The organism is Paenibacillus xylanexedens (genome assembly GCF_001908275.1).
Lineage (GTDB): Bacteria > Bacillota > Bacilli > Paenibacillales > Paenibacillaceae > Paenibacillus > Paenibacillus xylanexedens_A.
Genome location: NZ_CP018620.1, coordinates 3,116,101 through 3,135,332 on the forward strand (window position 1 = coordinate 3,116,101; position 19,232 = coordinate 3,135,332).

Here is a 19,232-nt window from a genome sequence, read left to right on the forward strand (position 1 = left end):
CAGAATATGCCTGATATAATGGTATGTATGGCTGTGAAGAAGAAGAGGAGTTGCTTATGTATCCCCCAAGATCAGAGCGAAGTGTAAAGAAGAAAAAAGGTAGTAAACGCACCCGCAATACAATCACAATCATCTGGACAGTTAATATTGTATTGATCATTGCAATTGGTCTGGTGGGCATTTTTTATGTCATTAATACACGTCAGCAACAGGCAGACCAGCCAGTGAAACAAGAAATCGTGGATCAGGATCAGCCTTCCATTGGAGACGATGCCAAAGGCGGCGATCAAATAAGTTCTCCAGACTCGGAATCCGATGAGACTTCGGAAGAAGATCCTAAAGCTACGGATGAAGAGACAACAGCGGATGCAGATAAGACATCTGGAGTAGCGACACCTGACACTTCAAGCAATACCAATAGTGAGAAAGCAGAATCCGGAACGAAAAAACCTGCGGCAGATTCGACACCGTCCGGCACCAAGGGAAATGCAGGTGTGGATCAGGAATCAGGGACGTCGAAACCTTCCACTTCAGCGAAGGATGTCACAATTAACTTTGTGGGTGATATTCAATTTTCGGGCAAAGTTGCTGAACTGCTGGATAAAAACGGTTATGATTATCCCTTTGCCAAACTCGGCAGATTATTCAAGGATGATGATCTTACCATCGGTAACCTAGAGACACCAATAACTCAGGGTGGTACCAGTGCAGCTGATAAAACCTATGTCTACAAATCATCGCCCAAAGCATTGGCGGCAATGGCTTCAGCCGGTTTTGATGCTGTGAATTTGGCCAATAATCATATTCTGGATCAGGGCGTAGAGGGCTTGGTGGATACGTTAACTTATCTCAAGGAATATGGCATAGCTCACACCGGGGCAGGTATGAACAGGGATGAGGCCTATGCACCAGCATATCTGGAACGCAAAGGCATGAAGATTGCATTGCTTGGGTTCTCCCGAGTTGTACCGGAAACGAGTTGGAAGGCGGAAGGCAATCGGGCTGGCGTAGCTGAAGCCTATGATTCCACAGGAGCAGTCAAAGCGATCCAGGAGGCCCGTAAGAAGGCTGATCTGGTGATCGTGGTTGCACATTGGGGAGAGGAACGTGTAAGTACTCCGAATAGTGACCAGACCCGATTGGCTCATGAGTTTGTAGATGCTGGCGCTGATCTGGTCATAGGTGGTCATCCTCATGTGTTGCAAGGGTTGGAGTACTATAAGGGGAAGTGGATTGCGTACAGTACGGGAAATTTCATTTTCTCCAGATCAACAACCGAAGAGACGTGGAAAACGGCGGTATTTCAGGCTCGCTGTAGTCAAGATGCAGCTTGCAGCATGAAAGTTATCCCTTATGAGGCCGGGTTAGGTCAGGCCATTCCAATGATTGATGAGGCGAACAAACTGCTGTTGGAACAGATGGCAAAGCTCTCCCCAGGTATTCGATATGATGGGAATGGAGTCGCTTCGCCTAATTAAAAACCTTTTTGAGGAGGGAATCGAATGAACAACCTTTGTGTAGCACACCGTGGATTTTCTTCTATTGCACCAGAGAATACGATGGCTGCATTCCTGATGGCCATGGAGCGGCCTGAAGTTCAGTGGATGGAGCTGGATGTGCAGTTGTCGCGTGATGGTGTACCAGTGGTCATTCATGATTTTACAGTGGATCGCACGACGAATGGCAAGGGTCTGGTTCGGGAAACCGATTGGGCTGATCTGCAACGTCTGGATGCCGGAGCATGGAAAAACAAGTCTTACAAAGGAGAACGGATTCCGGCGCTAAGTGAATTGTTAGATCGCTCGTGCGGCAGAGTGCGTTTGAACATTGAACTGAAAACGCAGGGAGACATGTACCCGGGTCTGCCTGCGGCTGTTATACATGAAGTGAGAAAAAGACATATGCAAAATGATGTTGTGATCACCTCATTTGAACCAGCCGCTCTGATCGAAGTGAAGAAACTTGCACCGGAGATCCAGACGGGGCTAATTATCGATGCACGACCAGGTGACCTGTTAACCGCGCTGCGGCAGATGAATTGTTCATTCCTCTCGATTGGATACACCAATGTAGACAAATCCTTAATGAACGAGATGCGGAGTGCAGGTATTCGGGTGATGGCTTGGACAGTGGATGACAAGACCATTATGAAGAAACTGGCGGCAGTTGATCCAGAACTGATGTTATGTACGAACCGTCCTGACGTGTGGGAGTTGGCATTTCAGGAGACGAGCAGCCGATTTTTCAGACCTTAACTTTACTATATGCACTAATGAATCCGATAAAGGTGGTAATATACCCATGTTGACTAACATTCGCAATGTATACTGTGTAGGACGCAATTATAAACTTCATGCGGAAGAATTGGGTAACGCGGTTCCGGATGAACCAATGATCTTTATGAAACCTTCTCATGCAGTCGTGCCCCTGAATGGTGAAACGCTTGAATTGCCTGCTAGCAAGGGTGAAGTTCACTATGAAGCTGAATTGGTCGTGCAAATCGGCCGGAGTTATGAGCCAGGTATGGCGGTAGATGAGCTGGTGGATGCGTATGCGTTTGGTATTGATTTTACGTTACGTGACGTACAGACCGTGATTAAGAAAAAGGGCCACCCGTGGACAGCGGCCAAAGGATTCAAAAATTCCGCTCCGGTTACTGCATTTCAGGCATTCCCGGGTGCGGCAGCATTACTGGAGAAAGACTTTACATTGACCAAAAATGGTGAGGAAGTCCAGCGTGGTAATATTCGTAACATGATCTTTAGTTTACAGGATATTGTGGATTATGTAGGTCATCATTACGGCTTGGGGCCGGGCGATGTCATTTTTACAGGAACACCGGAAGGTGTTGGACCAACACAAGCAGGAGATGTGCTCGAACTGGCATGGGACGGCGAATCCTTGGGTGCCTGCACGATTGGGGCAGTGCAATAAGGATTACACATCATACCTGCTTGAAATGAATAGGTTACAAGAAAGGGGCGTGTATACGCTCCTTTTTGTCGTGCTATCGTGGATATATGTTTATACCTTCATCGTACGGATACCCTACTAATTTACGCCAAGCTGTATGCTGTATTTGCGCTCTGTGTGACCAACTCTTCCAGTTCAGCTTGTTGTGCAGCATGTTGCTCCGAGCTGATACTTCCATTTGCGAGCCGTTCATCCAACTGCTCTCTGAGCTGTCTTACTTGTATAGCAATGACCTCATCCAAATTCCCGTTATTTTCTTCCGTAATTGTCCTCAGTGATTTGCCGCTGTACAGTTCCTGATACAGATCCGCTTCTGAAGCCTGATTCAGAGCGTCGAGCAGCTCATCACTGCTTCCCTCACGAGTGTCCAAGTCAACGATGGACCATTTAGCAGTAGGTATGGGAGAGATGGCGGATTGGCCCCATGCTGTTCCGGCAAAGGACATGGTGACAATCATTGTGCCTATAATAATGACTCTTTTCATATTCATATGGATAATCCTCATTTCTGTAGTTGAGTACGAACTGAATCGTAGCTTGTCGTTGATGTAGTTGTAGATGTTTCGATCTGAGAATAGTGTAAACGGGAAACCTGAAGTGAAACTTAAAACAGGATAAGTAATTTCAACCTAGCTGAGAACGACCGCAACAAGAAAAGATCACTAATACAATTCACACTTGACAGGTTGGGTTAGTTGGTTATATGATAATCTCAATTATTTTAATACTCATTAAATGAACAGTGAACTAATTTGAACTGAAAACTGCATTGAGCTGATTGGACCACCAAAGGCTCCCGGGACTACTCCTCTAAGGAATGTCCTCGGGGGCCTTTTTTCGTATCTTTATTGAAGCTTCAAACGATCAAGGAGGTTATGAAATGAGTGATAGAGACTGGGAAGCGTTGGAGCGGACGGATTGGTTATTTCGCAAAATGGTCAGACGATTCGTTAAAGAGCGGGATCGCATCTCTGTAGAAGGTATCAGCCTGCCAGGCATGCTTATCCTGCACAAAATCATTCGTGAGGGAGAACAGCGGCTTGGAGATCTGGCAGAACAATTGGACTTCACATCGGGTGCAATCACAGCTCTGACCGATAAGTTGGAGAAAAAGGGACTCACCATCCGCAGACGAAAGGAAGACGACCGCCGGACGGTTTTACTGGACATCACATCCAGCGGGCGGGAGATGTATGCGAGAAACAGTAACATCGGTGCCCGATGTATCACGCTTCTGTTTGAGGGTTTTACGAGTGAGGAACTGGAGCAGCAAAGTCAATTCTACGAGCGGGTAGTAGCGAATCTGGAGGGATTCTCGGACACGGTGCTGGAATTGGCGGAGAGCAACGGGATACAAGAACATGATCGGTCCTCCGCAAGTGACCTTGAGCAGAAGCAGCGGGAAAATACCGGGAAGAGGAACTATCTCAGTTATTGAGGTTGGGTCAAAGTAACGACATTTGATATACCACAAACATTCTAGGGAGAGATGATCAATGGGACACTCAACAATATATCCAACTGGAGCGACGTTATACAATCCGGATAAGGCTTGGGGCGGTTATACCGTCTATCAGGCAGGTGAAGAAGGCGTAGTATTGATCGATATGAATGGCAAGGAGGTTCACCTGTGGAAAGGATTGTTAGGTTTTCCGGCCAAAATATTACCTGGCGGCTACGTGCTGGGCAGCACGGGTCGGAGAGATCCGAAGTTCGGTATTCAGGATAATGTCGATCTGGTTCAGGTGGATTGGGACGGCAACATTGTATGGAAATACAATAGCTACGAACACATCGAAGATCCGGGATATGAGCCATTATGGTATGCCCGCCAGCATCATGATTATCAGCGTGAGGGGAATCCGGTAGGTTATTATGCACCTGGCCTTGCGCCAAAGACGAAGAGTGGTAAAACACTTATTCTGGCACACAAAAATGTGAGTAACCCGCAAATTTCAGATAAGCCATTGCTTGATGATGCCATTATCGAAGTCGATTGGGAGGGGAAGGTACTCTGGGAGTGGCTGCCTAACGAACACTTTGAAGAATTAGGTTTTGATGAAGCTGCTCGAAATGTCCTGTTCCGTGATCCGAATACACGTTCTTTCGGTCATCTGGGTGGTGGTGTTGGTGACTGGTTACATATTAATTCTGCTTCTTATGTCGGACCCAACCGATTCTATGAAGAAGGAGACGAACGGTTCCACCCCGACAATATTATCTGGGATGCCAGAGAGGCCAACATAATCGCCATTACAGACAGACAGAGTGGAAAGATCGTGTGGAGATTAGGGCCAGACTATACTTCACCTGAAGCGAAACACATCGGCACAATTATCGGGCAGCATCATGCACATATCATTCCCCAAGGTCTACCGGGAGAAGGGAACTTGCTCGTATTCGACAATGGCGGCTGGGCAGGTTACGGCCTCCCAAATCCGGCTTCTCCATTTGGATTGAAACATGCGATTCGGGATCACTCCCGTGTACTGGAGATTAACCCGGTCACCCTGGAGATTGTCTGGCAGTATACATCGGCAGAAGCAGGTTTCTCGGTTCCGACGGATTCTTATAAATTTTATAGCCCATACATCAGTTCCGCCCAGCGTTTACCTAACGGTAACACCCTGATAACCGAAGGTTCCAATGGCAGATTGTTCGAAGTCACAGCGGAGCATGAGCTGGTATGGGAGTATGTCTCTCCTTACACCGATCGGCGGAATACCAATATGGTCTATCGCTCGTATCGAGTTCCTTATCAGTGGGTTCCGCAGTTGGAGAAGCCGCAGGAAGTTGCGATCGAAGCTATTGATGTCTCCAACTACAGAGTGCCGGGAGCAGCACCCAAAGGTTCTACATCCATCGTGAGCGTAGAGACAACTCTTCCATTTGTGGAGGGTGCAGCCTGTGTGGCAACGTCGGATGAAGGCAAGTCAGGCGGTTAAGCGTCAAGAATCATGACTAGATCGAATGGGGTGTATATTGTGAGAAAACCATCCATAGTAACCGGCATATTGATATTATTTCTGGCTACGACACTCCTATTATCCGGATGCAGTTCAAACGCAGCAGGATCTGGAGCAAAAGACGCTACCGGCAAGAATACCGATAATGTAAAAATTCGAATCGCAGATACAAGTACCAACCCAACGTTCAGGGTAGCTATTGCCAAAGGTTTTTTTGAAAACAGGGGCATTGATGCAGAGAGTATTACGTTTGGCTCACCTGCTGAAGGTGTAAATGCACTATTTATCAAACAGGTTGATATTGCTTACGGTGCGGACTTCCCTGTATTAAATGCTTTGTCTAAAGGGGAATATTCAGTCATCGCTTCTGCAGGTCAGACTACGGACGAAGCGGCAGCCGCCTGGAAGCTGTATGCAAGGGAGAATATTCAGAGTGGAGCGGATTTGAAGGGCAAGAAAGTGAGTTTCATTCGAGGCACATTTATTCCGTATCTATGGGATGAATATTTGAAAGATCAGGGGGTGGCGCTGAGTGATGTGACGCAAATTGGTCAGGGGGCTTTTGATGAAGCCTACATCGCACTGAAACAGGGAGACCTTGATGCCGCTTGGGTTATAGGTTCCGCGTTAACCGATAAATTCGATGCACTCGAAGGAGTACATCAGCTGACGGATATGTCTCAGACCCCTATACGCCTTGGTATGGGACTGGTATCAAGTAATGAATTCATCCAGGCAAACCCTGAAACGGTAAGTGATTTTCTTGCGGCGCTGGATGAAGCATCCACGTATGCCCAAGCGCATCCTGAAGAGGTTGCCGATCTGATGTACCAAGAGACCAAACAGCCTAAAGATGCCACGTTGAAAGACCTTCCAATCAATCCATGGGAAGTTGGATTTACGCAGGCTGCTTATGATAGTTTGGCAGGTCAGAAGCAATATATGGTGGACACCGGAATCATCGAACAGGATTTTGATCTCGACACCAAACTCGATCTGACTTCTCTCCAGCAGGCGTTGCCGGAAAAAGTAACATACAGTAAATAATTCTTATTGAAATGGGAGGTGTCCGTTATGTCCTTACCTGCAACTCAGCATACCATTCATATTGAACAGCTTCGAAAAACGTATCATGCCCCGACCAATGGGGATGTGCATTATATCATTAAGGATGTCGATCTGGTTATCAAGGGAGGAGAGTTCTTTGTCCTGCTTGGTCCCAGTGGGTGTGGGAAGTCAACGCTGCTGAACATGATCGCGGGGTTTATCTCCAAGTCGGGTGGACAGCTCAAGGTGGATAACAAGGAGATTGACAGACCAGGCAGGGATCGGGCAATGGTATTCCAGCAGGCGGATTCTTCTCTCTTTCCATGGCTAACCGTGAGGGAAAATGTTGAATTCGGACTTCGAATGTCCAAGGTGCCTAAGACGCAACGGCGTGAGATCTCCGATCGTTACATCCAGCTTGTAGGACTGAGTGCTCATGAGGGCAAATTTCCAAAAGAGCTATCAGGTGGCATGAAGCAGCGTGTTCAATTGGCCCGGGTACTTGCGAATGACTCGGCGATCTTGCTGATGGATGAGCCATTCGGTGCGCTGGACGCGATGACGAGACGGACCATGCAGAAGGAACTGGTGAATATTTGGAAAGAAACACATAAAACCGTTATCTTTGTCACACACGATATTCAGGAGGCGTTATTGCTTGGTGAGCGCATAGGCATTATGTCTGTAGGTCCGTCTTCGAATATCACGGATATTTACCACAACACTTTACCTTACCCGAGGAACATCGCCTCGTCTGAGTTCAACACCCTGTATGACCGAATTCAAGGCCACTTTGAAGAATAACTGAGGTGATATACAAGATGAAATGGTTGGAGAAAAAATGGGTGTCTATCCCGCTTCTATGGGTAACGGTCATCTTAATCTGGCAGCTTGGTGCCCTTATCTATGGGCCTGACGTAATCCCCGGTCCGTGGCACACGATCTTGGGAGCACGCGAATTGATTGCTGACGGTACACTGATGGAGTATATCGGAATCAGCTTCACTCGTGTACTGGCCGGCTGGGTACTCGGAAGTATCATTGCTATTCCGGTAGGGCTGATTATTGGCAAAGTTCATCTCATCCGGCTGTTCGCCGAACCGTTCCTTAACTTTATACGTTTTATCCCGCCGATCGCCTTTATTACCTTATTTCTGGTGTGGTTCGGAATTGGTGAGCAATCCAAGATCGCGCTCATTATGTACGCAACCTTCTTCATTGTTGTGCTGAATACACTGACAGGTGTGCTCTCCGTCGAAGAAGACAAAATCCGGTCGGCCCGCAGTATGGGAGCCAATGAACGGCAGATTCTGCTGCATGTGATTGTTCCGGCGACAACCCCGTATATCTTCACGGGTGTGCGACTGGCGATGGGAACTTCTTATATGGCCATAATCGGTGCTGAGATGATTGCTTCGAATGAGGGGGTGGGTTACTTAATCTGGAATTCCAGACTCTTTTTCCGAACAGATTGGATCTTTGTCGGACTGATTTCCCTGGGTTTTATGGGATTCCTGACGGATCGATTGTTCAACTGGTTTGGTCGCAGAGTACTCTACCGATATGGGGTCATTGGAGGAGCGAAGCGGGTCTGAAACAGAACCTGGGAACACCGAATTCCAGACGTTACTTGAAAAGGGAAGTCATCTTGTTTTGACGTTTGATCGATAACCTGTTTTGGCACTTCTACACGAGGCCAATACAGGTTTTTTGTGTGCTGGCGTAAGGAGTTTCGGCATTGGGATCAAACCGTGGTATAATTGAATTTCAAAAATACAATAAACGTCATGCGGGCTGTACATACGCTGCATGCAGGAGACATTATGGATTGGATTATTGGCGCCGTATGCGCTTCTATGGTGGCAGGTGCTGCCTATGCGAAAAAGTCGCTAACCCTGTCTGGCTGCCTGGCAGCCATCATGATGGGAACGATATATTACGGAGCGGGTAACCTGTTCTGGTTTGGCACGTTATTGTTGTTTTTCATTACTTCAACGTTGCTCTCCAGGTTTCGTAAAGATCGGAAGCAGGAGCTGGAGAAATCCTATGCCAAGTCAGGAAATCGGGATGCTGGGCAAGTGATGGCTAATGGTGGAATGGGCATGTTCCTATGTCTGGGATACTGGATATTTCCTCATCCGGCATGGGTGTATGCTTTCATTGGTGTAATGGCTACCGTTACATCGGATACATGGGCAACCGAGATTGGGAGTCTCAGTCGCAAGCCGCCGCGCTCTGTTCTCACCTGGAAGGTACTTACGCCAGGTGCTTCAGGAGGTGTCTCACTTCTCGGAACCGTGGCTGCAGCCGTAGGCGGGGCTCTGATTGGTGCGGGAGCATTCTTGTTTTCCTGGATCGCCGGGATAGAAGGGCTTAGTCTGTTTAGTTGGACTTTTGTCGGTCTTGCAGGCGGGTTGGCAGGTGCTTTTGCCGATTCCTATCTGGGCGCAACGGTGCAGATGATGTATCGTTGTACTGTGTGTGGCCGTGAAGTTGAGGTACATGAACATTGCGGGCATCCAACGGTTCGGGCTCGTGGCTGGGCATGGATGAGTAACGACCTGGTGAACGTGCTTAGCTCAGTGATCGGCGGATGTGTGGCGATTGGTTTAGGTAACATTTTGGCGTTGTAAGGGGGAGTACATTTGAGTACGGTACAGGGAGACAAATCGGAGGCTATTTTGGATGCGGCCTATGGTATTTTTGGCTCGAAAGGTTTTTATGAGACCAAAATGTCTGATATTGCAGACGAAGCCGGCATCGCAAAAGGCACCATTTATTTATATTTCAAAAGCAAGGAACAATTATTTATCGCAGTATCCAAGCGGGATTGTAACAGTTTTATCAGCCGTCTTGAATATGCTTTGAACTCGTATGAGAACACAGGTGATAAACTTGGAGCAATAGCCAAGACCCACCTTACGTATTATTATGAGCGTCGCAATCATACCAAGCTCTTTTTTATGGCACCCAATAATGATCCAGATCTGATGAAATTCATGAAGGCATTCATGAATCAATACATGAGTATGGTGTGTGAGGTATTGGAAAGTGCAAGTGTACCTGAGCCTGTATTGCTCGCTGAAGCCTATATTGGAATTCTGGACCGGCTGAAGATGGATATCATGTTGAATCCGGAGTTTAATGAGGAACATCTGAACAAACGAATTGCTTTTGCAGCAGCATTGTTTCTGGACGGATGCCGTTCTTTTTTACAAGTTTAAAGTAAGTGCGCGGATGTACGTAACATTGAATTTTAATTCACAGAGAAGTGGGTACGAGCAATGAACATAATGACGGTTGAGCAAATTGCAAAAAGTTATGGCGAAAAAATATTGTTCAAGGATGCTTCATTTGGTATGGCTGATCAGGACAAGATTGGTGTCGTTGGGGTAAATGGAACCGGTAAATCCACGTTTTTGCGTGTGATATCTGGTATGGAACCTGCAGACGCGGGACAGATCTCCATCGGTAATGACGTACGTATTCAGTTCCTGGCGCAAAATCCGGACTTCAATCCGGATAATACGGTACTGCAACAAGTATTCGAAGGTGACAGCATGGAAATGAAAACCGTGCGTGAATATACGGAAACGATGGAATTATTGGAACTGAATTCGTCCGATCCAGCGTTGCAAGAGCGGTTATTACGTTTGAATCAGCAAATGGAGCAGCTTCAGCTCTGGCAGATGGAGAGTGAAGCGAAGAGCATTTTGTCCAAACTGGGTATTCGTCAATTCGATGCACTGATGGGCACATTGTCTGGTGGACAACGCAAAAGGGTAGCACTCGCTGCTGCGCTGATTCACCCTTGTGAACTGCTCATTCTGGATGAACCGACGAACCATATTGATAATGATTCGGTCGTATGGCTCGAGCAGTACTTGCAGAAGCGCCGCGGCGCACTGCTTATGATTACGCATGATCGGTATTTCTTGGATCGTGTAGCGAATGTCATGCTGGAATTGGACCATGGTCGTTTGTTCCGATATGAAGCTAACTATACACGCTTTCTGGAACTGAAGGCGGAGCGGGAAGAACGGGAAGCCTCTTCCGAACAGAAACGTAAGAACCTGCTTCGGACAGAGCTTGCGTGGATTCGTCGCGGTGCCAAGGCACGGACAACAAAACAAAAAGCGAGAATTGATCGCTTCGAACAACTTAAAGACCAACAAGGAATCCAGCGCTCGGGTTCATTGGAAGTATCGGTTGGCTCCACGCGTCTGGGTAAAAAGATACTGGAGATTGAGCATCTTTCCAAATCCGTCAGTGGTCGCAAACTGATCGAAGATCTGAGTTATATTGCCGTACCTGGAGATCGGGTAGGAATTGTCGGACCGAATGGTAGTGGTAAGTCCACGTTGTTACAGATGATATCTGGCAAACTGGAACCTGATGCAGGTGTGGTTGACGTTGGTCCTACGGTCAATCTGGGTTATTTCACACAGGAACATCAGGAGATGGACGAATCTCTTCGTGTCATAGAGTATATTAAAGAAGTGGCCGAGAATGTGAAAACGGCCGATGGCTCTCTGATTACAGCATCCCAGATGCTGGAACGGTTCCTGTTTACCCCGGCATCCCAGTGGACGCCAATCTCGCGTCTGTCTGGTGGAGAGAAGCGTCGCCTGTATCTGCTGCGTGTGCTGATGGCTGCCCCGAATGTATTGCTGCTGGATGAGCCGACGAATGATCTGGACATCCAGACACTCGCTGTACTGGAAGACTACCTGGATGATTTCCCCGGTGTTGTCTTTGTCGTATCCCATGATCGCTATTTCCTTGATCGTACTGTGGATAAAGTGCTGTCTTTTGAGGGCAACGGTGCTGTACGTGTGCACGTCGGCGACTACAGTGAGTATGCGGAATGGATGCTGAAAAATGCGCCTGGAGCTAATCAAGAGAGTGATACAGGAGCGGCGAAGGTGAAGCAGTCATCGGAGAAAACGACTCCTGCAGTGTCAGCGGCTAAACCGAAGTTGAAATTCAGCTTTAAGGAGCAACGTGAATACGACCAGATTGATGAAAATATTGAGAAGGCTGAAGCCAATCTTGTCCGGATTAACAAAGAGATGGAAGAGTCATTTAGTGATTCTGCCCGTCTGCAGGAGTTGATGGCGGACCAGGTTGAGGCTGAACGTCATCTGGATGAATTGATGGAACGCTGGACCGTTCTGAATGAACTTGCAGAGCAGATTGAACAGAGCAAGTCTTGATTTATAACTAAACATCGCCCTTTCTTCTACAGTGACTTTATGTCGCATTGGAGAAAAGGGCGATTTTTTTGTCTGCGAATTTGCGATTTTATGTGAAACGTTCTGTATGTTCATTACGTTGTATAAGTAAAGAATTCCATAGAAGGGAGAGAACACCACACTTATGTATAAAGAAATTAATCAACAGTTGGCAGCGCTCAAGGAAAAGGGGAGAATTTACGAGAAATGGACCAAACGTCTGGAGAAGCTTCAAACGGAGGAAAGCGAATGGGAGGCAAAGGTAAAACGTCGTCTGGAGCATCTCCAGAAGGAGCAGAAGGACGTTGATCGACTGAACAGTATGACATTGTCGGCATTTTTCTATCAATTGATTGGCAAGAAGACAGAACGTCTGGAGAAGGAAGAACTGGAATTCATGGAGAGCAAGGCTGCATACGACACCGCTTGTCGCATGTTACAAGACGTACAGGAGCAACGAATTCATGTGGAGCAGGAGTTGGAGGGCGGGCGGCAGTATCAGTACTGGCAGAGCGATTACAACGCGCTGTGGGGGAAGAAGGAAGGTCGTCTGCTGGACCAGGATGCGGAATTGCAACAGATGGCTGAGAATCGGGAACATCTGGCGAGCGAGCTACAGGAACTGGATGAAGCTTTCCGGGAGGGAGAATATCTGCTCTATGCTCTTGAACGTGCCGAGAAGGCTTTGTCTTCGGCAGGTAATTGGGGGATATATGACATGATGGGCGGTGGAGTCATCTCCACGCATATCAAGCGAGGAAGAATGGATGACGCTCAGGTCGCCATCATGGATGCAGGTAAGCGTCTACGACGTTTTCAGAAGGAACTGGAGGATGTAGAGATGGCTGTACACGCGGATCTGCATCTGGGAGGTCTGCTTTCATTCGCAGACTATTTCTTCGATAACCTTTTTGTAGATTGGATGGTTCAGGACAAAATTCGCAAAGCCGAACGTCAGGTGAAGGATGGACTAAGCGCGGTTAGGAAGACCATGCATGTGCTAAGAAATGAAATGCGTGACCATAAGGCAGAGTTAGAAATATTGGATCGTAAATATCATGCATATGTGGAACAGGCAGATTAAGAGATATGACAACAAAGGCCCCTTCCAGGCACACCGAATTGTGTGCTTGGAAGGGGCCTTCTGCTTAGACGAACATGTGGATGTTATCCATGATAATTTCGTCGATCAATGATTCTTTTTTACTTGGTTGTAATGTAAGCTGCGAGCAATCGTGCCGTATTCAGGACAGCATCCTTATGCGTACGCTCCATGGAATGAGATGCGTGAACTCCTGGACCGATCAGTGCTGCTCGGATATTGTTTCCTCCGCGTAATGCTGCACTGCCATCTGAGCCATAGTGGGGATAAGTGTCGACGACGTAATCCATTCCATCTTGTTTGGCCAGTTCAATGAGACGACTGGTCATATCGTAGTCATACGGGCCAGAAGAATCTTTGGCACATATGGAAACGTCGGTTTCTTTACAGCTCAGGTCATCACCCATAGCTCCCATGTCTACAGCGATCATTTCACTGATTTCCGCAGGGATATATGATGCGCCATGTCCAACTTCTTCATAGTTCGAGATAAGCAGAGAGACGTTATGTAATGGTTTCCAGGCTTCACGATGTGCAGACTCAAGGATACCAAAGAGGGCAGCCACGCTGGCTTTGTCGTCCAGATGACGTGATTTGATATAACCACTCGGCGTGATGACTGCCCGAGCATCGAAGGAGATAAAGTCGCCGACAGAGATCCCGAGTTTCAACACATCTTCCTTGGAGGAGACGACCTCATCGATTCGAACTTCCATATGGCTCTCGGACCGTTCAAAGGTACGTGCATCCGGATAGACATGGACAGACGGATGAAGGGAGAGAATGGTGCCTGTGTATGTTTTTCCATCCCGAGTATGGATGCTGCAATATTCGTTTTCGATACTTTGCATGGAAAAGCCACCGACAGAGGTAAGCTTCAATGTGCCATAGGATGTAACCGAGCGTACCATGGCCCCTAGCGTATCCACGTGAGCGCTTAAAGCGATTGTCTTGGAAGAGTCCTGTCCGGGCAATGTAAGCACCGCACCGCCCTTGTTATTCAGCTCACAGGCGATGCCCAGTGCGGCTGCTTCCTTCCGAATCATCTCGATAATATGATGTGTGTAACCACTTGGGCTTGGTGTATCCAGCAATTTTTTTAGAAAAGACAGAACGTATGATTCATCAATTGTAAAACTCATTGTGTAATTTCCTCCTCGGATCATGGGTATGGTGTGAAACAAAATACAGCCTGTCTGGGGGAGAGAATGTGATACTACCATTCCTGACTCGCCAGCAGGCTGACTCTGTTGGTTACAATGTCCCCGTAGGGTTTCCTTTGCGCTGACTCTGGATCGAATCATTCTCCAATAGGCTGTCCGATTCATTTGAGTCAAGCGAATCCATCGATTTGAAAGAATCCAACGTAGATTTGCTTGTCGCGGAACTTTCCAATTCAGATACACGCAATTTCAATTGTTTGTTCTCGCGTTGCAATCGGTATTGGCGATAGATGCCATATGACCCTACAATAATTCCACCGATCAGGGTACAGCCGAGAATCAGCAAGATCAGCGGGATTTGTACCGTGTTAAATAACAGGTTGACTTGTACGGAATCCACATTAATAACCGCAAAGATTCCCGTGAGCAGTGCAAAAACAAGACCTGCTATGAGTGCCCATTGCATTTTCATGGTGTTGCCTCCTTGTTGAACAATTGAGAACTAGATATGCATTACCCATATTCGGGTATGTTGCATCTTGTAATGATGATAAAATCCCCTGCCCATACGGGCAAGGGATGCAGGTCACATGGAAAGACAACCTTATTTGGTTAGTTGTTCCATCTGTTCAATCAATTCCTTGAAGACACTCATAGCTTCACGAATTGGCTGTGGTGTAGACATATCCACACCTGCTTTTTTCAGAATGTTGATGGAGTAATCACTTCCACCGCTCTTCAGGAAGCCAAGATATCGGTCAACAGCCGGTTGGCCTTCTTCCAGGATTTGCTTGGAAAAGCTTGTTGCTGCGGAGAAGCCTGTAGCATATTTGTAAACGTAGAAGCTGTTATAGAAGTGGGGAATACGAGCCCATTCCATTTCAATTTCTTTGTCAACAGCCATGCCTTCACCGTGATACTTAACGTTCAGATCATAATAGATCTCGGATAACAATTGTGGTGTTAATGCGTCACCTTGTTCCGCACGTTCATGAATGATTTTCTCAAATTCAGCAAACATGGTCTGACGGAATACCGTTGTACGGAATTGGTCGGCATAATAGGTCAATAGATACAATTTTTCCTTTGGATCTGTTGATTTGTTAAGCAGATAATCCATCAGCAACGCTTCGTTGGTTGTGGATGCAACCTCAGCCAGGAAGATGGTGTACTGGGCATCACGATACGGAAGTGTTGTATCCGAGTAATGTGAATGCAGAGCGTGACCCATTTCATGTGCGAGTGTGAACATACTGTTTAGGTTATCTTTGTGATTCAACAAGACATACGGGTGAGTGCCGTAAGCGCCCCAGGCATATGCGCCTGAACGTTTATTTTCATTCTCATATATATCGATCCAGCGGTTATCATATCCAGTCTGCAATGCGTCAGCATAGTCCTTGCCGAGTGGTTTCAGACCGTCTTTAACCGTTTGTTTCGCTTCCTCATAGGTAATATCCATTTTGTATTCGTCTACGAGTGGAGCGAACAGATCGTACATGTGCAATTGATCCACACCCAGCAACTTTTTGCGCAGGTCCATATAACGATGCAATAACGGAAGGCTCTCGTGAATGGTGTCTACCAGATTGGTATACACATCCGTTGGGATGTTATCTCCATATAGGGACATTTCCATCACGGAAGGGTACTTCCGAACATTAGCATAGAACATATTTTTGGTTACATTTGCATTCAAGGCAGCCGCAATTGTGTTCTTCTGTTTGGCATAGGTTTCGTATACCGCTTTGAAGGCACGTTCGCGAACTTCACGGTTAGGGTTCTCCAGGAACTGAATGTAGCTGCCGTGTGTCAGCTCAACTTCGTTACCATGTTCATCCTTGATTCTTGGGAACTTGAGATCGGCGTTATTGAGCATGCTGAAGATTGTCTGTGGTGCTTGTGAAAGGTTGCCTACCTGTGCAAGCAAAGCCTCTTCTGCTTGGCTAAGAACGTGGGCTTTTTCGCGTTTCATCTCTTCCAGCGTAAATGTATAAGCAGAAAGTTTTTTGTTCGCAATAAATGCGCCCAACTGATCATCCGGCAGGGAAAGAATCTCCGGTGTGACAAAAGAAAGTGCTTCACCAACCCGTACGCCTAATTTCTGGGCTTTTTGGGACAGGTTTTGATATGTAGGATTCGCTGTGTCTTCATCTTGATGCATACGTGCGTACACAAAGAGGCGTTCTATTTTGAGGCTGATCTCATCTTCGAATTCGAAGCAAGATTTGAGTACATCAGGTTGATTCAGTTTGCCTTGGAATTCGGAGGCCTTCTTGGTCAAAGACGATACTTCTTCATATTCTTGATCCCAGGCTTTCTGATCGGCAAATAAATCTTCCAGTTTCCAGCTATGTTCAGCCGGCACCTCGGAACGTTTCAATAATTGACTCATGGAAATCCTCCTTTGATGATCTGATGAATGGTTGGACGAAGCTGCCTTCGTCTCGCTTGCCTGTGCGGAGAGAGACGAAGGAATCAGACTAAGTACCAGGATAACAGATAGCGATTTCTGGTATTTCAACGGCCTTCCTCCTTACGATACGAATAATCTCGTATAGTATGACCTTAGGCACGTTGAAATATTTGAGCATCTGGGTCCCCGTGATTAGGCTCCCATGTTATACAGAAAATAAACGATCAGGAAAAAGGCGAAACAAATGAGCAGGGTAGCAATAAGCGCCATTCCCCGTCTTAATCGATCCGGGATGGAATTGCGTCCCAGAATAAGCACAATACCAAGGGAGAAGGCAAGGATAATAAAGATGACGACATTGCTTGAGTCAAGCTGCATGGGTTAGACCCCTTTGAAGGCAGCCATCAATTGACGCCATTCATCCTCACGGTTCTCAAAATCTGCTTTTGGAAAACGGCGTTCAGCCCAGTGCATTAATGCAGGACGGCTAAGGAATGTATGGCATTCTTCGCCCCACTCTTCCGAAATTTCTCGCAGTACGAGATATTTGCCTTGAACTTCTACGGTCATCATATTCCACTTGTCTGTTTTGTATATTTCATGTTTTTTTATCATAGGTAGTCTCCAAACTAACGGTTTTGGTAAAATGATACCGTACCCTACGATTCAAAGCAAATTTTTTCGACATTTATGGAAAGATAAATTGCAAAATGGAAGCCCATACAGTATAATAAGGGTATTCGCCATAGATGGCGATATTTTTAGGAGGTTTTTCATTTGAAAGGTACAGTTAAATGGTTTAACGCAGAAAAAGGCTATGGCTTTATTTCAGTTGAAGGCGGCGAGGACGTATTCGTACATTTCTCCGCAATCCAAGGAGATGGCTTCAAAACATTGGAAGAAGGTCAAGCGGTAGAATTCGAAATCACTGATGGAAACCGTGGTCCTCAAGCAGCTAACGTAAACAAACTGTAAGAATTTATCCGGCTAACGGACTTCTTATATATTATAAATTTATAGCTGAATATTAAGAACCTAAGCACAGTCCCCCATGGGAGGCTGTGCTTTTTTTGATTCAAAAATTTTCAGTGTAAATAACGGTTGAATACGATGTAAGTTCCCCTGTGTGTTCAGGAGACACGATTGGTCATGCTGGACCATAACTTCAATCCGAAACCGATTAGTGCAGCCAGGGAGAAAGCCATAGCGGTGAGATAGAAGGTTTGTCTGCCTGCATGTTCCAGCAGCAGTCCGCCCAACGTTCCACTAAGAAGTCCCGAAGCACTGGACCAGACAATGGTGAACAAAGCCATACCTGTAGCTCTGTAGCCGTCCGGAACTAGGCGAATGATGTAGCGGACCGCCGTAACGTAGAAAATACCAAAGGTAACACTGTGCATCGTCTGAATTGCAACAACGGCTGCAGGTGTATCGGATATGGACATGAGAAGCAAACGAACCGTATACATCAGTGCAGCAAAAGCAATTAGCGGCAGTTCTTTATAACGGTTTCCATACTTGCTGAGCAGTAGAAATATGGGGATTTCACTTACGGAAGAGATCAGCAAAGACCAGCCGATCAGCCCCTCGCTGGCACCCAGATCTTTTAGCGTGATGGTAAGAAATGCTTCGTTCATGCGATGTCCCATGGCAAGCAAAAATACACAGCCAAAAAAGGTGAGCACATCTCTGCGTTTCAAAATAGCCCATAACCCCGATAGATCCATTTTGCTACTGCTTCCCGAAGGTTGATCCTTCAATTGAAAACTGATCAATAGTGTAGTTGCAGCAAGACCAACGCAGACCCAAATCGTCCATGCTGGACCAAAAGATCCAAGGAAATACCCGATACTTAATGCAAAGAAGGCATAACCGATCGATCCGAAGACTCGAATGGAAGTGAAATTTCGGCCGTACTTGCTGGCCGTTGTAATAGCCATCGTATCGGAGAGTGGATAGACCGGATAATAGAAAAAGTAAAACAGGGTCACGAGTACAAATACCTGACCGAAAGTTGTTGCATTGGCGAGCATGATCCCTGTGATCAATTGACCACCAAGCAGAATGATCATCACTTTGCGTACCGTTTGGTAGCGGTCGCTGGCCATGCTCCAGAACATATTGGAGAACACAGAGATGAGGGGGCCAATTCCGTAGAGATATCCAATCTCAGCCCGACTGAAACCCAGATGACTGAAGTAAAGCTGGAAGTAGGATACCACCAGGACGGTGGAACCAAAGATGGTGAACATGAGAGCCCGAAGCCAGTTCTGATCCGGGCGGGCGTTGTGACTTAATTTCATGATGAGAGACTCCAATCCTGATAACAAT

General features: G+C 46.7%; 20 protein-coding genes. 13 read left to right on the plus strand and 7 right to left on the minus strand.

Translation table 11 applies throughout. From position 1 onward, the window contains the following. The first annotated feature begins 56 nt into the window (after positions 1 to 56). Genes BS614_RS13970 through BS614_RS13980 form a run of 3 tightly spaced genes read left to right on the plus strand, consistent with a single transcriptional unit; the run spans position 57 to position 2,934 of the window. Positions 57 to 1,478, plus strand: coding sequence for a CapA family protein (locus tag BS614_RS13970; protein WP_074094436.1), 1,422 nt, complete (start codon positions 57 to 59; stop codon positions 1,476 to 1,478). 24 nt (positions 1,479 to 1,502) lie between these two features. Beyond that, entirely contained in the window at positions 1,503 to 2,255 is a 753-nt protein-coding gene (locus tag BS614_RS13975; protein WP_074094437.1) for a glycerophosphodiester phosphodiesterase, read from the plus strand. A gap of 46 nt (positions 2,256 to 2,301) precedes the next feature. Beyond that, positions 2,302 to 2,934, plus strand: a complete 633-nt coding sequence (locus BS614_RS13980; RefSeq protein WP_074094438.1) for a fumarylacetoacetate hydrolase family protein — start codon at positions 2,302 to 2,304, stop codon at positions 2,932 to 2,934. 122 nt (positions 2,935 to 3,056) lie between these two features. On the opposite strand, the gene BS614_RS13985 is transcribed toward BS614_RS13980, so the two are convergent. Then, the gene (locus BS614_RS13985) at positions 3,057 to 3,464 is read right to left on the minus strand and encodes a hypothetical protein (RefSeq protein WP_074094439.1); all 408 of its coding nucleotides are present in this window, start codon (positions 3,462 to 3,464) and stop codon (positions 3,057 to 3,059) included. Positions 3,465 to 3,853: 389 nt separating this feature from the next. Between BS614_RS13985 and BS614_RS13990 the strand changes: the two genes are divergently transcribed. The 9 genes from BS614_RS13990 (at position 3,854) to BS614_RS14030 (ending at position 13,304) form a co-directional block, all read left to right on the plus strand. Then, complete coding sequence (locus BS614_RS13990; protein ID WP_074094440.1) at positions 3,854 to 4,411, plus strand: MarR family winged helix-turn-helix transcriptional regulator; 558 nt, start codon at positions 3,854 to 3,856, stop codon at positions 4,409 to 4,411. A 58-nt stretch (positions 4,412 to 4,469) separates the two neighbouring features. Next, a complete protein-coding gene (locus BS614_RS13995; protein ID WP_074094441.1) occupies positions 4,470 to 5,918 on the plus strand; it encodes an aryl-sulfate sulfotransferase in 1,449 nt (482 codons plus the stop codon). 39 nt (positions 5,919 to 5,957) lie between these two features. Then, on the plus strand, positions 5,958 to 6,986 hold the full coding sequence (locus BS614_RS14000) for an ABC transporter substrate-binding protein (RefSeq protein ID WP_074094442.1): 1,029 nt from the start codon (positions 5,958 to 5,960) through the stop codon (positions 6,984 to 6,986). A 27-nt stretch (positions 6,987 to 7,013) separates the two neighbouring features. Further along, on the plus strand, positions 7,014 to 7,790 hold the full coding sequence (locus tag BS614_RS14005; RefSeq protein WP_074094443.1) for an ABC transporter ATP-binding protein: 777 nt from the start codon (positions 7,014 to 7,016) through the stop codon (positions 7,788 to 7,790). Between the two features lie 17 nt (positions 7,791 to 7,807). Then, complete coding sequence (locus BS614_RS14010) at positions 7,808 to 8,581, plus strand: ABC transporter permease (protein WP_074094444.1); 774 nt, start codon at positions 7,808 to 7,810, stop codon at positions 8,579 to 8,581. A gap of 228 nt (positions 8,582 to 8,809) precedes the next feature. Beyond that, on the plus strand, positions 8,810 to 9,619 hold the full coding sequence (locus BS614_RS14015) for a DUF92 domain-containing protein (RefSeq protein WP_036609682.1): 810 nt from the start codon (positions 8,810 to 8,812) through the stop codon (positions 9,617 to 9,619). 12 nt (positions 9,620 to 9,631) lie between these two features. Next, the gene (locus tag BS614_RS14020; RefSeq protein ID WP_036609680.1) at positions 9,632 to 10,210 is read left to right on the plus strand and encodes a TetR/AcrR family transcriptional regulator; all 579 of its coding nucleotides are present in this window, start codon (positions 9,632 to 9,634) and stop codon (positions 10,208 to 10,210) included. A gap of 60 nt (positions 10,211 to 10,270) precedes the next feature. Next, positions 10,271 to 12,202, plus strand: coding sequence for an ABC-F family ATP-binding cassette domain-containing protein (locus tag BS614_RS14025; RefSeq protein ID WP_074094445.1), 1,932 nt, complete (start codon positions 10,271 to 10,273; stop codon positions 12,200 to 12,202). Positions 12,203 to 12,365: 163 nt separating this feature from the next. Further along, positions 12,366 to 13,304: a hypothetical protein gene (locus tag BS614_RS14030; RefSeq protein WP_074094446.1), complete on the plus strand. Its 939-nt coding sequence runs from the start codon at positions 12,366 to 12,368 to the stop codon at positions 13,302 to 13,304. 119 nt (positions 13,305 to 13,423) lie between these two features. Here BS614_RS14030 and BS614_RS14035 read toward each other — a convergent pair whose 3' ends face one another. From BS614_RS14035 to BS614_RS14055, 5 genes are all read right to left on the minus strand, one after another. Beyond that, a complete protein-coding gene (locus tag BS614_RS14035; RefSeq protein ID WP_074094447.1) occupies positions 13,424 to 14,464 on the minus strand; it encodes a M42 family metallopeptidase in 1,041 nt (346 codons plus the stop codon). 112 nt (positions 14,465 to 14,576) lie between these two features. Beyond that, positions 14,577 to 14,957: a LapA family protein gene (locus BS614_RS14040; RefSeq protein ID WP_047842377.1), complete on the minus strand. Its 381-nt coding sequence runs from the start codon at positions 14,955 to 14,957 to the stop codon at positions 14,577 to 14,579. Between the two features lie 132 nt (positions 14,958 to 15,089). Continuing rightward, a complete protein-coding gene (pepF, locus tag BS614_RS14045; RefSeq protein WP_074094448.1) occupies positions 15,090 to 16,880 on the minus strand; it encodes an oligoendopeptidase F in 1,791 nt (596 codons plus the stop codon). 213 nt (positions 16,881 to 17,093) lie between these two features. Then, positions 17,094 to 17,279 carry a hypothetical protein gene (locus BS614_RS14050; RefSeq protein WP_036609669.1) on the minus strand — a complete coding sequence of 62 codons (186 nt, stop codon included), beginning with the start codon at positions 17,277 to 17,279 and terminating at the stop codon, positions 17,094 to 17,096. Between the two features lie 3 nt (positions 17,280 to 17,282). Continuing rightward, a complete protein-coding gene (locus BS614_RS14055; RefSeq protein WP_017689395.1) occupies positions 17,283 to 17,516 on the minus strand; it encodes a hypothetical protein in 234 nt (77 codons plus the stop codon). Between the two features lie 162 nt (positions 17,517 to 17,678). Here BS614_RS14055 and BS614_RS14060 point away from each other — a divergent pair, with 162 nt between their 5' ends. After that, positions 17,679 to 17,876 carry a cold shock domain-containing protein gene (locus BS614_RS14060; RefSeq protein WP_017689394.1) on the plus strand — a complete coding sequence of 66 codons (198 nt, stop codon included), beginning with the start codon at positions 17,679 to 17,681 and terminating at the stop codon, positions 17,874 to 17,876. A gap of 155 nt (positions 17,877 to 18,031) precedes the next feature. Here BS614_RS14060 and BS614_RS14065 read toward each other — a convergent pair whose 3' ends face one another. Continuing rightward, on the minus strand, positions 18,032 to 19,204 hold the full coding sequence (locus tag BS614_RS14065; RefSeq protein ID WP_074094449.1) for an MFS transporter: 1,173 nt from the start codon (positions 19,202 to 19,204) through the stop codon (positions 18,032 to 18,034). Positions 19,205 to 19,232: the final 28 nt, after the last annotated feature.